Genomic DNA, 14006 nt, shown 5'->3' with positions numbered 1-14006 from the left:
TATTAGGGCTGGTTAGGGACTTTCACCCATTAGAGTGCGCCCATGCTGGGCGCACGACTATAAAGGCCCTGCTCATCAGCAGGGCCTTTTAATTTTATGTACAATCCGTTACCACCTTTGGACTAAGGCTCAACCTTTTTCATCAGCTCCAGTAATGCTGATACCTCATCACCGGACAGGGTTACCCCCTTTCCCATCTTCTCATGGTTAGGAGCCCAGTCCCGAATATCATATTTAGGTACAGCACCATTCCAAGAAATCAAATTCAATTCCTTCGTCCACCCCTTCGGGGATGTAGACAAAATACCAATGGTTTCAATTATCTCATAAGAAAAATCCTTTGCCATATTCTACCCCCTTGTGTTCAACATTTAGCTATCTTGGCATTTGCTGAAATTCATTAAACAGGACTGCACTTAGGGCATTCATTATTACATGGTATTTCTCTGAGTCCTTAAACATCTGCTCATAGGTTTCTTTACTCTCAATATAAGCCTGTTGGGCCGTGTTATTGAAGATATTCGGGAATACGTTATTTGTAAACATTTGCTGGCCGTTATTAACAGCAGCTGTTTGAAGCTTCTTGTCCTTGATCAGCTTATCATGGAGATTGGACATCATCACCTTATCAGCCTCGGTTATTTCCCCGGCATACTGCTCATTAATCTTGTTAATTACTTCCTCCAGCGGACTAACTGTCTCTGTCTGTTTAACAGGTTTTTTAGGTTTTGCTGGCTCATACTCACCCTTCTTCTCTTTCACCAGTTCTATAGACCCTTCAAAGGTCTTTTTGAGATTATAGTATTCCAAACGAACACGGTTATCCAAATCAAATGGTGTAGCCGGGTCGCTTGGCAAAACCTTGGCCAGATAAGAACAGAAAATGTACTCCTTATGCATGTCCTTATCGAACATTCTCGCAAGCTGTGAAATGTAGGAATACCACTTCACAAAGGTACGGCACATCTTACGGAACTGATACCGCTGCTCCTGATTCAGCTCATTATATTTACGCTGAACCGGCAGGAGCGTATTAGTTATGGCCTCCTGTGTCTTGTTATTCTTGCGGGCATCCTCATCAAAGTAAATTTTATTGACATTCTCAATGTCTGTTTCATCATAGATTTTGTATTCACGGAGCATACTTTGAATCTTATAAATAGTATTCTTGTTAAGTTCCTGATTCAGATATGTTTCCTGATAGAATGGCTGGAAAGCCTCCAGTATTTCTTCCTTGGTGTTCACAAAATCCAGTATAAAGGTATCTTCCTTCTCTGGGTGAATTCTGTTAAGGCGGGAAAGAGTCTGCACAGCCTTTACGCTGCGCAGCTTCTTATCTACTATCATGGTATGCAGTAATGGCTCATCAAATCCAGTCTGGTATTTCTCTGCCACCACAAGGATATTGCCCTCGTCATGGAATACCTGCTTTGTCTGGGCCTCTGAAACATGGTTGCCCTCAGAATCAACATTAAGACCACTCTCCGTATACTCAGTACCGTTAGGGTCATCAGGGTCTTTAATACTCCCGGAAAAAGCGGCCAATATTTCCACATCATCATATTTCTTGGAAGCCAAATACCGCTTTAACTCATGGAAATAGCGCACAGCTGCAAGGCGTGATGAAGTAACCACCATCATCTTTCCCTTGCCGTTTATCTTACTCTTTGTAATATTCCTAAAGGTTTCCACGATAATGGCAGATTTCTGCTGGATGTTGTACGGATGCAGCTCACTGAACCGCCTTATCATCTTTAATGCCTTGGATTGTGGCACATCTGGATTATCAGGCACATTCTTGGCAATCTGATAACAGGTCTTGTAGGTCATGTAATTTTGCAGTACATCAAGGATAAACCCTTCTTCAATGGCCTGCCTCATTGAGTAAATATGGAATGGATGGAAGGAACCATCCTGATATTCTGTACCGAATAATTCCAAGGTTTTATTCTTTGGTGTGGCTGTAAAAGCAAAAAATGACAGATTTTTATGATGCCCATGGGAAATCAGCTCCCGGACTATACTGTCTTCCGTGTCCATCACTTCATCCTCTGCCTTGCCTTCAATTTCGGCATATTCCTTCAAGGCATCCCTGGTATCAGCCAGGGCCACCTTCATCTTCATGGCAGAAGTACCAGTCTGGGAAGAATGGGCCTCATCCACTATGACAGCAAAGTGTTTACCCGCAGCGTCATTTACTTCCTCATAAATTACAGGGAATTTCTGAAGGGTTGTAACAATAATCCGCTTTCCGGAATTTATGGCTTCCTTAAGATCCTTGGATGTCTTCTTTTCCCCAATGGTTTCCACACTGCCAAGAGTATGGTCAAATCCTGTTACTGTTTCCTGCAGCTGGGCATCCAGATTACGGCGGTCAGTAACTATGATTACGGAATTAAATATTGGCTCATTATTGGCATTATGAAGGGAAGCCAGACGATAAGCCGACCAGGCAATAGAATTGGACTTGCCGGAGCCTGCGGAATGCTGAATAAGATAATTAATACCAGTGCCGTTCTCCAGTACATTGGCAATGAGCTTGCGTACCACATCCAGCTGGTGGAAACGAGGGAATATCAGCTTTTTCTTGGTTACAGTTACTGTTTTGCCATCTTTCTTGGTCTTTTCCTGCGTTACCTGATAGCTGATGAACTTCTGCAAAATATCCAGCATACTGTCCTTCTGCAGAACATTTTTCCATACATAGGCGGTAACATAATCATTATCAGCGGTCTGAGGATTTCCTGCACCACCGTCATTTCCTGCGCCATTACTGCCCTGATTAAATGGCAAAAAGAAGGTATTACTACCATCCAGCTTGGTGGTCATGGCAGCCTCATAAAGGTCTACAGCAAAGAAGGCCAATATACGGTGATTCAGCCTGAAAGCTGGCTCCCGCTGGTCACGGTCATACATCCACTGGGTTTTGCCGTTATCTATGCTCTGGCCAGTAAGCTGGTTCTTCAGCTCTATAGCTATGACAGGAATACCATTTACTGCCAGTATCATATCCACGCTGTTGTTATTCTTTGAGGAATAATGCCACTGGCGGATGCACTGGCAGATATTCTGCTGATAATGCTTTACGGCAGTTTCATTAAGAGTGGATTCTGGCTTGAAATAGCATATCTTAAATTCCATGCCAAGGTACTTGAAGCCGTGACGAAGTACATTAATAAGCCCTTTCTCCAATACAGCATCCTCAAAGCACTTGTAGAATTTCTGATTAACATCAGAATTGCACTGACGCTCAAACCGCTGCCACATAATAGGCTGGGTAGCCTTTACAAAGGATATCAGGGTTTCAATATCCAGTGCCATATCAATGGAATTGCGATACCCGGTATCATTAGCCTTGGTATAGCCTCCCTCCGGGGAAATCAGAAACGTCTCAATATTTGCTTCAAACTGCTTTTCATCTTCTGCCATATTATCACCTTATTTATCCTGTGTATTTTCTGCTTCAAGTATAAGACGATCAAAATCACTTAAATACTGTTTATCCTGAATAACACGATACTGCTCAAATTCACTTTCGGCAAAAGCCTTGGCAATGGCTGCTGTGACCTTGCCCTTATTATGCAGAACTTCTGCATCGTTAAATTGCAAAAAAGCATCCAGTTTAGATGCCCAGTCAGCCATAGTCATGGGGATGTGACGGCGGGCCTGACGTGTTGCATAGTCTAAATACATGGTGACTATTTCATTAAGTTCCTGCATTTCCTCTTTAGCAAGATAATTCTTAGCTACAGAAACATCAGCTTTAACAATTTTCCCATCTGGAGCATTTTTCCATGAGGTTAATCCCATATGTTCCTTTGTGTGATCTGCTCTTGCCATGATTAATTCTGCAGCTGTATTGCCATGTACAGCATAGTGCATCTTATTCTGTACCGTGGCAAAGAAATCTTTGGTAGTCTTGCTATCCAGCGTATAGTCCACCGCCGTAGCATAAATATCGGTGATTTTCTGATAAAAACGCCGTTCACTGGCCCGAATCTCCTGAATCTCAGAAATCAGGTGATCAAAATAGTCCTCGTCAAAAATCTGACCATTAATCAGACGATTCTTATCCAGTACATAGCCCTGCTTGGCGAAGGTGTCCAATACCTTGGTTGCCCACTGGCGGAATTGAATAGCCCGCTGGGAGTTTACACGATAGCCCACAGCAATGATGACTGATAATGAATAGAAGTTGTAACGATATGTTTTGCCATTATCTGCAACTTGTTCCATTTTGGAACAAGTTGAACTCTCGCTAAGTTCTCCGCTTTCATATATAGCTTTCAAATGTTTTGTAATAGCCGGTCTGCCTATATCGAATAGTTCTGCAATAGCCTTCTGGGTCAGCCATACATCCCCATCCTGCACCCGAACCTCGATGGAGTCTGCACCACCATCCTTGGTAAATACCAAAAAATCCACAGTACTATTACGGATATTTGCTTTTGTCATTACTCCACCACCTTCCGCTTGCCGGTAACTACCTCGTAAATAAGGGACTTTTTGTAGGATTCAAGGTCTTGGATAAGGGATTGTTTTTCGGAAATCATTGCATCCATTTTTTGTACTTTTAAATTAAGTTTTGAGATAATTTCATTCTGTATTTCAATACTTGGTATTGAAACTGAAATATTAAATAAATCGTCTGTATATAATCTGCGCAATCCGTCACCCACACCTGTAATATATTTCTTAAATTCCGTTATTGCAGCTGGTGTATGAAATAGATATTCAAGAAACTTCGGATTAATACGCTTATTTCCTCGGAATACAGCATAATCTGGACTAACTAACCCTTTATAATTGGATTCAAAGAATACGCCAAGGTGAGCTTTTAACCGATTAAACACCATATCATGTTGTTCTACAACTTTTTGTCCAATATAAGACGATGTAGGATTAGCCACAGATATTTCACTTGAAGGAACTATTCCAAGTACCTGACTCACGGAAAGCGGTTCTTCTATTCCTTGCTCAGATCGATTGTTTATTTCTGTTAATAGATGTTTAACTCGAATAATGTTCCAATCAAGTGGGGATTCCCCTATCCACTCAACACCGCTATCCTTCATCGGAGCATTCTTATCTAATCCCTTAGTAACAGCCTCATATATAACAGCCTGTTTCAGTTCCTTGTATTCCTCAATACTTGCTTTAGCTTCAGCAATAATAGAATCTATCTTGTAACAACGGTCATCAAGAAATGAAAAAATAGGTTTAATAGCATTTTTTTCAGGCATAATCAATGTAACATCATTTAACATTCGCTGCGTTACACTAAACACCTTTATACCACTTGCACGAACTCGTAGCTGTACTCTCCAAGCATCACTTTTAAATAAATACGCAAAATACTTGGAATAATCAATATTTTTCGGTCTAGCTATAATGGTGTGATATCCTGCATAAGTTTCATTATCTCCGTCCATGTATGCAGCATTTCCTAAACCATCATAATCCTCAGAGGTATCTGCAAATACTATATCACCCTTATGAAGTAAAGATTTGTCTGTAATTGCTATGTTTTCTGGAGATATGTATCTTAACAGCTCAGGACTTAGTGTAGTACCAGTGTTATTTTTTGCATGAATTTGTCCATAACTAATGACAGCAACTCCATCATCTACTAGGTCTGCCTTAGTGATGTTCAATCCTTTACTAAAAACAAATTGATTTTTCATGCGTTCTATATTCCATGTAGCTGGAATAGTATCTATCCAGCTAGTACCGCTCGGTTTTTCATTCATATTATGCTTCCTCCCCGAACAGTTCATGGAGCTTGGCCATCAGGCTCTTTTCGTGAGCTTCAATACGCTTAGCAATTACATCAGCCGGCTCTATCTGCTTATACTCATAAAAGGTGCGGGTAAAGGGAATCTCATAGCCCACCTTGGTCTTTTTCTTATCAACCCAGGCATCAGGATTATATGGCAATACCTCACGCTTAAAGTAAGCATCAATATCCTCATCCAGTGGCACATTTTCCGTATCACGCTTCTTGGCATCAGCCACTGGCTTTTTATTTTTGAGCACCTTGTTGCCTTCCTCATCCAGCTCCGGGGATTCCACAGTAATCTTGTTGTAACCCAAGGTTACGGAGTCCAAAACCTTGCTCTTAACAATAATTTCATTGCCGTTTTCATCCACATCCTTGAAGGTGCCATCCGTATAATCACCGTAGATTTTTACAATCAAATCACGGCAGGCAGTAGTAATATCCACCCGCTTATTACCGATATTCTTTCTTCTGCTGGTATAACAGCTGCTGGCATCTATCAGCTGTACCTTGCCAGTGCGTTCATCTGGCTTATCCTTGGTAATAATCCACACATAGGTGGCAATACCTGTGTTGTAGAAGGTATCATTTGGCAGCTGCACAATGGCATCCAGCCAATCATTTTCAATAAGGAAACGGCGAATCTCAGACTGGCCTGAACCCGCATCACCAGTAAATAGGGATGAACCGTTCTGGATAATAGCCAAGCGACCAGTCTTTTTCAGCTTCGCCAAACCATTGAGCATAAACAGCATCTGGCCATCCGATTTTGAAGGAAGTCCCGGCGCAAAACGGCCCGCCATTCCCTTTTTATGCTCAGCTGTAACCTCTTTTTCCTCACGCTTCCAAGGAATACCAAATGGTGGATTAGAGATAACATAGTCAAACTGGTAACCAGTAAATTTATCATCAGAAAGGGTATCACCAAACTGCATATTGTTTGGGTCACCGCCACGAATCAACATATCAGCCTTGGCAATACCAAAGGTAAATGGATTGAACTCCTGTCCAAATACATCAATATCCGCATCAGCATCAAGGGCCTTAAGCCGTTCTTCCATACAGGTCAGCATCTGGCTTGTACCCATTGTCATATCATAGACAGTCTTGGAAATGCCTTCATCCCCAAAGGCATTATTATCCCCGGCCACCAGCAAATCACACATGAGATAGATGACATCACGGCTGGTAAAATGGGCTCCAGCTTCCTCATTGTAGGACTCTGAGAACCGCTGAACGAGGTTTTCAAAGATGTAACCCATATCCACCGCAGCTATCTTTTCTGGAGAAAAATCACCCTTATCAGAGTTGAAATCTGAAATTACACGATAAAGAAGCCCGCCTTCCACCATTCTTTTGACCTGGGCAGAAAATTCCATGCGGGCCAGTATGTCCTGAACATTGTCAGAAAATCCATTAAGATAATCCTCAAAGTTTTCTTCTATATTATTTGGGTCAGCCACCAACAAATCAAAGGTGAACTTGCTGGTATTGTAAAACTGATAGCCGGATGCAGTTTTCAGAAAGCCATCCTTTACAGCCAGCTCCTTTACATCCTCATAGGTCTGTAAAACCTTATCATGAGTAGGTAGCAAACAGTCATGGAAACGCTTAATAACTGCCATTGGAAGCACCACAAGACCATACTCATGTGGTTTAAATGCACCCACAAGATCATCAGCCACCGACCATACCAGTGCCGCCTTCTCCTGAATATTCTTACCAACTTCCTGAATTTTATCATTGCTGGATTCCGCCATCTATGTTCATCCTTTTCCATTGAAAGTTTTAAATCTTTACACACTAATAATTATAATGTACATAACATTTATTTCAACAAGATAATGGTTAATCCTTTTTTAATCAACAATTCTTCCTTGTCCTCATCCACTGATTATGTTGTCTAATGCTGGTATATCCATGAGGATTTTCATTTTATGGTTCAAAATATGGTTCAAAGACATACAGACACAAAAATACCCCCATGAGACTATCTTCTAAAGTCCCATGGGGGTTGAATTTCAAATGGTGCGACAGGAGGGATTCGAACCCCCGACCCACGGCTTAGAAGAAGCTCGGTGGGCTTTATCCTGCGTTTTTCCTGCCATTTGTCCACTATATACACTACTTTTTTACATTCTTTCAGCCCAATGTCTACATTATATACATTGTTTATTTTGCTATTGGGGTACAAATTGGGGTACAAATTTTTTTGGGCACCTATTAAAGCTCAATGAATATTCATGAGAATAGCATGTATATATTGTCAATCCCTAAGCTTCTCCAACTTTCTCCAAAGCTACCCTTTCCAACTCAGTACCAACATAAAAACCAGCCCTGCGCATCATGGCAATACATTTCTTTACACTATCTATGTACCCAAGTTTTTTAGCTTTCATCAAAACACCAACTGTACCAGTTACCATTATCCCAAGATAACGAGCCGTTTTTCTAGCTGCATTATCATCAATGACAGTCAAAACATCCTCCCCCAACTCCTGGGCCATAATCATTACCTCAACTTCACCAGCATGAAGTTTCGCTTTATACATTTTCCTGTCATCCTGCGAGGCAATGCTTTTTACATTAATCCAATCCAATGTCTTTATAGTATGACACGCAGAATCATCTTTTACAGTCACTTCATCAAAGACAGCCTGAGGAATAATGACATCACCATACATTTTGTGCAATATATCCAACATTCCTATTTTACTCAAAATAATCATAGGTGTAGAATTTACAATCACATCACGCATTATCAAAATCCTCTTGCAATTCAGCCGCATCATAATTAAACACAGATACTTTGTTCTGCCCTAGAAAAAGCATAAAATCCTCTTCTGACATACCGGCTATTTCAGCACAATACCCGATAGAAACATGATGGTTCACATAAAAGTACAAAGCAGTGGCACGTCTTACCATTTGCTCGGCCTCTATACGATTCATGCAAGTGTCATATAGCACTTCTTCTGGTATATTTATTGCAACCTGACACATATTATCGCCTCCATCTAGTATCTAAACTACAAATATTATTACCTCAATACTATAATTTCCCTTATTATAGCATATTTTTTAGTATATTTGTTCCACTTTCTGCACAATCTAAAAAAGCCCTGACATATTATAGCCAGAGCTTGTGCCATGCCTCCAATGGGCATGACACATTAATCTTTCATATATTCTTCCAATGCAGCGACAGCCTTGTCCTGCTGGTGATCTATAACATGGGCGTATACATCAAGGGTCATCTTGGCAGAAGCATGACCTAGCCTTTCGCTTACTACCTTGACTGGTACTCCAGCCTCAAGAAGTACGCTTGCATGATAATGTCGCAACTGATGGAAGGTAAAGCTGTCATGGATGCCAGCTTCCCGTAGCAACGGTCTAAACCATCTACGGCTAAAGTTGGTTGGACTTAGCGGATAACCATACTGTGTGGTAAAAATCAGGTTATAGTGCCACTCGTAAATTTCACTTAGCTCATCAGCATATTGCTGTTGCCAATCTCGATATGCCTTCAACATCTCCACATCATGACTGGTAAGCAATATAGTACGCTTACTGGTCGCAGTTTTAGGCTCTTGGAATACAGCACCCTTGCCCACCACATGCGCGATTGCCTTATTAACGGTAATAGTACCAGCTTTCTCATTAAATGAATCCCAAGTCAACCCAAATACTTCCCCCTGACGCATCCCGGTATGCATGGTCAATTTCAATAACACTGGGAGGGCCGTAGCATAAAACTCCGAATCAACAAGACCTGCTTTGAAAATCAGCTCCTTTGCTTGAGACTTTGTTAGAATAACCATCTCCCTGCTTACATTCCGTGGTGGTTTTGTAGCCCTAGCTGGGTTCTTTTTGATGAGCTCTGCATCAACAGCAGCATCCAGTGCGGTTATAAGATACCTCCGCACTCCTCTGACTGTTGAGGTTGACAGGCCATCGCCCTTCAAGCTACCGTGTTTAAGCAAATCTGTAAAGAATTTTTGCAGGTCAAATACCTTCAAATCCTCCAATGATACATTACCAAAGGCCTTGGTTACATAACGGAGAGAACTTTGGTACTTTTCGTAGGTCCTTGGTTTTACCCTATTGGCTGCGTACTGCTTTAGGTATATATCAATCCATTCACTGACAGTAGGAAGAACAGTCATCCTCTCCCCAGTCAGCCCTGTATGAAATGCTTCCATCTTCGCAAGAGCCTCACGCTTAGTAGCACCAAAGAAATCCTTACGGTGCATCCGCTCCTGCGAATCATAATACGTTATCCTTAGTCGATACTGCTTACGCTTTTCATCAAAACGCCACGATCCCTCACCATTTCTTCTCCGACTCCCCTTTTTAGCCATTCTATCACCTCCTGTTCTTTAAAATGTGGCAGGCCATTTCTGACCTGCCTTGGACTACTAGTTGCCATATTAGGCAGCAAGTAACTTTGTCACGAAAGTAGCTGGTATAAGGACTCTGCGACCTAAACGTTTTGACGGGAACTCCTTAGCCTCTATTTTACAGTAAATGAAACTTTTGGATACCATTAAAATTTCGGCTAATTCTTTTACGGAATAAAATAATTTAGTTTTTTCTTTGTTTGCACCTGTGTTTTTCATATCAATCACCTCCTTCATTATAGATAATATATGTTTATATTTTTTAACTTCGACAAATATTTGCCCCATATTACTCATCTCTTAGGAATAAGTTATATCTCGTCGTGTTATTAATGCGCTTCGACTTGAAACTATCTTTCAGCTCATACCTAAGTATGCGGCTTAAAGCGGAGGTTGACATGTTATCAAAAAGCCTAGTATCAGAATCTATTTCCTTAATCTTGTCCAATATATCTTGGGGCGTAAGCTCCATATTATAATCATCCCCCACTCTAAAAACTTTTTTTATGATAGAAATAGTTTCAATAGTTGAGTTGGACGACTCATCACTAGGGATAACGGCGTCGGCAATATATTTGTTTATCTCCGGCTCAGTACAGAACATGCCGTCCTTTCTGAGAACCTCAGAGAACGCCTCCAACGATTTTCTGACGATATATGGCATTTCTTGCTCAAAGTAGCAATCTTCGAATGATGCGACCCTCGGATCTTCACTTGTCATTGCATTCGGAAACGGGAGAACAATGAAACGGTTCCTTAAAGCACTCTCCAACTCGCCATCATCTCCTGTGGTGAGCTTATAATTGGTGCCTACTAGGATTTTGAACTTTGCTGCAGAGCTTCCTCCATCCGCATACCCCTTCAAATAGGAAATCTGCTTGGCCGATATCTTCTTGTTGGACGCCTCTTTAATATTGACAAGCCGAGTATGATGAAGCTGATTATCTTTGTCTGAGGTGGTTATATCAGAAACCGTATTGAACTCGGTGATATCTGTCTCATCCATCATCCTCATAATGATATTTGAAAGTCTGGTTTTTCCAGCGTTGGAAACCCCTTGGAACACATATATCCGCTTCAGGGTCGCAGCTGGCGAAAGCAGAGCCCCTATGATCTGGTAACATAGCTTTTTCCAATCCTCATTATCTTGGAATATATCATCCAAGATAGCATCGAAAGCTTCTGGCTCCTTGTACTCTAGAGGATAATCAAAATCCATCGCAAACCGGTTAAACCTGCTTACTGGTAATGACGGGGAAAAATTGTTACTGATGATATCCAGTACGCCATTTTTGAAAACCAAGGAAGTATCTGGTATCATCTCCAAGTTATCAGCATTAGATAACTTAGGAACATGCCGGCGTTTGAGTTTTTCAAAGAGTCGTTTGACCTCTGCTTGATTGAGGTCATAGTTACTTGAGGTTTCTTCAAGGAAATCAAGGAACAACTCGTAGAGATCCTTTTCATCACAAGGAGTATGGCGCAGACTATCAACGTCGCGGATTAGGTAGTGCCAATCAAGGCTGCCATTTACCCGTTCCTTGACGATCTGGTACTTTACTCTAAAACTCTCGATTAAGTTTGGAATATTTAGAGTCGTAGTACCAAAATTTGCTATGCCCATTGGAGAACTGGAACATTTTACCCCGTTGTATATTTGCTCAAGCAAATATTTTTGTTCTATAAAGACCAATTTAGCATTATATTCAAGAACTTTTTTTTCAATGGCAAGCATATTTATTTGCCGCTGATAATTTAAATATTGAGCTTGCTGGTAGCTAACCCCCGCTGCGGCTATTTCCGTCATGGTATATGTATCCATGACACCTGGAGATGGCATCATGTACATAGGTGCTGACTGTGGAGGATAATAATCTATGTGAGGTCTATTATCCTCGCAAGTCATCACAGGCTCAGTTTCGACAATGGTGCTTTCTTTAGACGCCCTGTATGTGTCTCTGTCTACAACGTGCATCCCCTTTGGTAATTCATAACTGTTTTCCATAAAGAAAACCTCCTCTTAAATTTTTTAGATTTGAGCCTTATGCAAATCAGCTCTTCTATATTAAGGATACCAGACAGTATTCTTCTAAAATTCAAGAAAAAATGTAATTATAAAAATTAATGTAATAAAAAATCAAACCAACCATTATGGTTGGTTTTTTGTGTTTTGACTATGCTTTTATTAATCACGCATGCATGTATTTTTTTTGAATTGGAGGCCTTTTATGCCCATATTCCACTCAAAAAAATAAATGCATGCGTGAATGACTATCTATTATGCTATTTTCTTTATAATTATCCCCGAAACACCATACTGTTGGAGTATATTGTTAGCATATTGCTTAAATCTAAGTATGAGAGCCTTGTCCAGATGAAGTACCTTTCCAGCATTTGGACCGACCATAATTCTGGTACTGACCACCATGTGTATATGCGGCCAGTAACCTTTTTCCTTCTCATAGAGGTGTAAGCCCTGTATCCACGCTACACCGCACTCTTGGCTCCAAAAATTATTTATAATAGAACCTACTATAATGGCATGCTCTGGTTCCAGTTCTGCATTGAAATCCAGGAGCAGATGATATGCTAGTGTTGTCCCGCTATTACCTGCCAAATCGTGAAACAACTGTATTTCCCTTGCTTGTTCAAAAGGATTGGAGGGAGCAGCATTAATACCTCTCCGTATTACATGTTCATAAGCATCAACGTCGTAGCATTCGCTGCTGTCATCACATTTACTGCTATACCCCTGCAGATAGTCCATTTTGTGTTTTAGGTCATAAAATGTATGTATAGGTTTCAGCACTTTAAATATGGCCATCTTAACAGCCTCTCTTTCCATAGAGTTTGTTTCTGACCAGAGCAATAGTCCTGCTAAGCACAGGACAGCTATCAGTAGAGCAGCCCTGCATTTTACAGCTATTGGCTTCACATATCAAATTATAGAGTTCCTGCGCAATCTCTGTCTGATTGCACATTGGTCTGGTCTTTTTCAATCCGCATTGTAATAAGTACGTGCTAGCTGAAAGCCCAGAAGCATCTGCAAATGCCCTTATCTCATTTAATTCCTTTTCGTTCCCATAAACAGTAAGTTTCATGCTTTTACCTCCTAATGTGCTATCTATGGTATAGAATCAGACTAATACTATTACTAATCCAAGCTATACTACTTATACCTAGTCCGGACATCTCCTTATGACTATTACCTTACATCTACCATTCCGGTATATATATGTTTACCTGTATTTACCTTCCTTTCATAACTATCTTTCTATACACATAGCGTATATTAAATATATGTTATGTGTTTTTTATTTTTTACAGTAAACTTTAAAAGGTAATATAAAACCATTTTGTATCATAGTTTTTAAGGTCAGTCGTTATTGGGGTTCAGCTACCCATATACATTACCGAATTGTAATATTATTTTCCGGTTTTGTCTGGGGCCCAGTATAACTGATGTTGGGTAATTTTGTTTTTAATTTTTTAAAATAGTGCTACAATTATATTGTATAAATTATATTTACAATGGCAGGTGATACCGCGGATACGATTGAGTTAGAAGTCTTATTGGAACTGATAAAGCAAAGTCAGAGGAAGGAGCTGGTGAGGTTTCTCAAAGAGCATTATAACGAGTTTTATACTACGAGAGCAGTTCATTATGAGCTGCTCTTTTGTTTGCCATTATTTTTTGTCCAATACGACCCGCTGAATTGGCGGGGTATAAAATTAAAAGGCCCTGCAGATGAGCAGGGCCTTTATAGTCTGAAAAACTATTGTAATGAAAACTCTATTTTTTTGCCAAGGGAAGCAGCGGCACGAAT

At 40.6% G+C, this 14006-nt stretch carries 14 protein-coding genes; 1 reads left to right on the top strand and 13 read right to left on the bottom strand.

Features of this window, described 5'->3' with window-relative positions:
* Nucleotides 1–122 precede the first annotated feature (122 nt).
* From Q0Y54_RS07730 to Q0Y54_RS07670, 13 genes are all read right to left on the bottom strand, one after another.
* Entirely contained in the window at nt 123–347 is a 225-nt protein-coding gene (locus Q0Y54_RS07730) for a YdbC family protein (RefSeq protein WP_297965994.1), read from the bottom strand.
* A gap of 28 nt (nt 348–375) precedes the next feature.
* Complete coding sequence (locus Q0Y54_RS07725; RefSeq protein ID WP_297965992.1) at nt 376–3429, bottom strand: type I restriction endonuclease subunit R; 3054 nt, start codon at nt 3427–3429, stop codon at nt 376–378.
* Between the two features lie 9 nt (nt 3430–3438).
* Nucleotides 3439–4455, bottom strand: coding sequence for a virulence RhuM family protein (locus Q0Y54_RS07720; protein ID WP_297965989.1), 1017 nt, complete (start codon nt 4453–4455; stop codon nt 3439–3441).
* Entirely contained in the window at nt 4455–5750 is a 1296-nt protein-coding gene (locus tag Q0Y54_RS07715; protein ID WP_297965987.1) for a hypothetical protein, read from the bottom strand. Before Q0Y54_RS07715 ends, Q0Y54_RS07720 begins: the two co-directional genes overlap by 1 nt.
* Nucleotide 5751: 1 nt before the next feature.
* Complete coding sequence (locus Q0Y54_RS07710; RefSeq protein ID WP_297965985.1) at nt 5752–7539, bottom strand: class I SAM-dependent DNA methyltransferase; 1788 nt, start codon at nt 7537–7539, stop codon at nt 5752–5754.
* A 513-nt stretch (nt 7540–8052) separates the two neighbouring features.
* Nucleotides 8053–8538: a DUF3368 domain-containing protein gene (locus tag Q0Y54_RS07705; RefSeq protein ID WP_297965983.1), complete on the bottom strand. Its 486-nt coding sequence runs from the start codon at nt 8536–8538 to the stop codon at nt 8053–8055.
* Nucleotides 8531–8782: a UPF0175 family protein gene (locus Q0Y54_RS07700; protein WP_297965981.1), complete on the bottom strand. Its 252-nt coding sequence runs from the start codon at nt 8780–8782 to the stop codon at nt 8531–8533. Before Q0Y54_RS07700 ends, Q0Y54_RS07705 begins: the two co-directional genes overlap by 8 nt.
* Before the next feature lie 170 nt (nt 8783–8952).
* Nucleotides 8953–10032 (bottom strand): tyrosine-type recombinase/integrase, encoded by a 1080-nt coding sequence (locus Q0Y54_RS07695; RefSeq protein ID WP_297965979.1) that lies wholly within the window; start codon nt 10030–10032, stop codon nt 8953–8955.
* Nucleotides 10033–10061: 29 nt separating this feature from the next.
* The gene (locus Q0Y54_RS07690; RefSeq protein ID WP_297965976.1) at nt 10062–10208 is read right to left on the bottom strand and encodes a hypothetical protein; all 147 of its coding nucleotides are present in this window, start codon (nt 10206–10208) and stop codon (nt 10062–10064) included.
* Nucleotide 10209: 1 nt separating this feature from the next.
* A complete protein-coding gene (locus Q0Y54_RS07685; RefSeq protein ID WP_297965974.1) occupies nt 10210–10398 on the bottom strand; it encodes a helix-turn-helix domain-containing protein in 189 nt (62 codons plus the stop codon).
* Between the two features lie 70 nt (nt 10399–10468).
* Nucleotides 10469–12184: a hypothetical protein gene (locus Q0Y54_RS07680; protein ID WP_297965971.1), complete on the bottom strand. Its 1716-nt coding sequence runs from the start codon at nt 12182–12184 to the stop codon at nt 10469–10471.
* Between the two features lie 273 nt (nt 12185–12457).
* Complete coding sequence (locus Q0Y54_RS07675) at nt 12458–13024, bottom strand: hypothetical protein (protein WP_297965968.1); 567 nt, start codon at nt 13022–13024, stop codon at nt 12458–12460.
* Nucleotides 13005–13280, bottom strand: coding sequence for a hypothetical protein (locus Q0Y54_RS07670; protein WP_297965964.1), 276 nt, complete (start codon nt 13278–13280; stop codon nt 13005–13007). Before Q0Y54_RS07670 ends, Q0Y54_RS07675 begins: the two co-directional genes overlap by 20 nt.
* 430 nt (nt 13281–13710) lie before the next feature.
* Here Q0Y54_RS07670 and Q0Y54_RS07665 point away from each other — a divergent pair.
* Nucleotides 13711–14006, top strand: a 296-nt coding sequence (locus Q0Y54_RS07665; protein ID WP_297965961.1) for a hypothetical protein, incomplete at its 3' end; no start/stop codon positions are given.

Origin of the sequence: uncultured Anaerovibrio sp. (assembly GCF_947302755.1) — a bacterium.
Classification (GTDB): Bacteria; Bacillota; Negativicutes; order Selenomonadales; family Selenomonadaceae; genus Anaerovibrio.
Note: the sequence above shows the minus strand (reverse complement) of the source record. Positions and strands in the feature narration are given on the sequence as shown.

Excerpts from the sequence above, each read along its gene's own strand:
- Q0Y54_RS07685 (WP_297965974.1), bottom strand. The coding sequence starts at position 10,398 with ATGAAAAACACAGGTGCAAACAAAGAAAAAACTAAATTATTTTATTCC.
- Q0Y54_RS07725 (WP_297965992.1), bottom strand. The coding sequence starts at position 3,429 with ATGGCAGAAGATGAAAAGCAGTTTGAAGCAAATATTGAGACGTTTCTG.
- Q0Y54_RS07680 (WP_297965971.1), bottom strand. The coding sequence starts at position 12,184 with ATGGAAAACAGTTATGAATTACCAAAGGGGATGCACGTTGTAGACAGA.
- Q0Y54_RS07675 (WP_297965968.1), bottom strand. The coding sequence starts at position 13,024 with ATGGAAAGAGAGGCTGTTAAGATGGCCATATTTAAAGTGCTGAAACCT.
- Q0Y54_RS07690 (WP_297965976.1), bottom strand. The coding sequence starts at position 10,208 with ATGGCAACTAGTAGTCCAAGGCAGGTCAGAAATGGCCTGCCACATTTT.
- Q0Y54_RS07670 (WP_297965964.1), bottom strand. The coding sequence starts at position 13,280 with ATGAAACTTACTGTTTATGGGAACGAAAAGGAATTAAATGAGATAAGG.
- Q0Y54_RS07730 (WP_297965994.1), bottom strand. The coding sequence starts at position 347 with ATGGCAAAGGATTTTTCTTATGAGATAATTGAAACCATTGGTATTTTG.
- Q0Y54_RS07695 (WP_297965979.1), bottom strand. The coding sequence starts at position 10,032 with ATGCACCGTAAGGATTTCTTTGGTGCTACTAAGCGTGAGGCTCTTGCG.
- Q0Y54_RS07720 (WP_297965989.1), bottom strand. The coding sequence starts at position 4,455 with ATGACAAAAGCAAATATCCGTAATAGTACTGTGGATTTTTTGGTATTT.
- Q0Y54_RS07715 (WP_297965987.1), bottom strand. The coding sequence starts at position 5,750 with ATGAATGAAAAACCGAGCGGTACTAGCTGGATAGATACTATTCCAGCT.
- Q0Y54_RS07700 (WP_297965981.1), bottom strand. The coding sequence starts at position 8,782 with ATGTGTCAGGTTGCAATAAATATACCAGAAGAAGTGCTATATGACACT.
- Q0Y54_RS07710 (WP_297965985.1), bottom strand. The coding sequence starts at position 7,539 with ATGGCGGAATCCAGCAATGATAAAATTCAGGAAGTTGGTAAGAATATT.
- Q0Y54_RS07705 (WP_297965983.1), bottom strand. The coding sequence starts at position 8,538 with ATGCGTGATGTGATTGTAAATTCTACACCTATGATTATTTTGAGTAAA.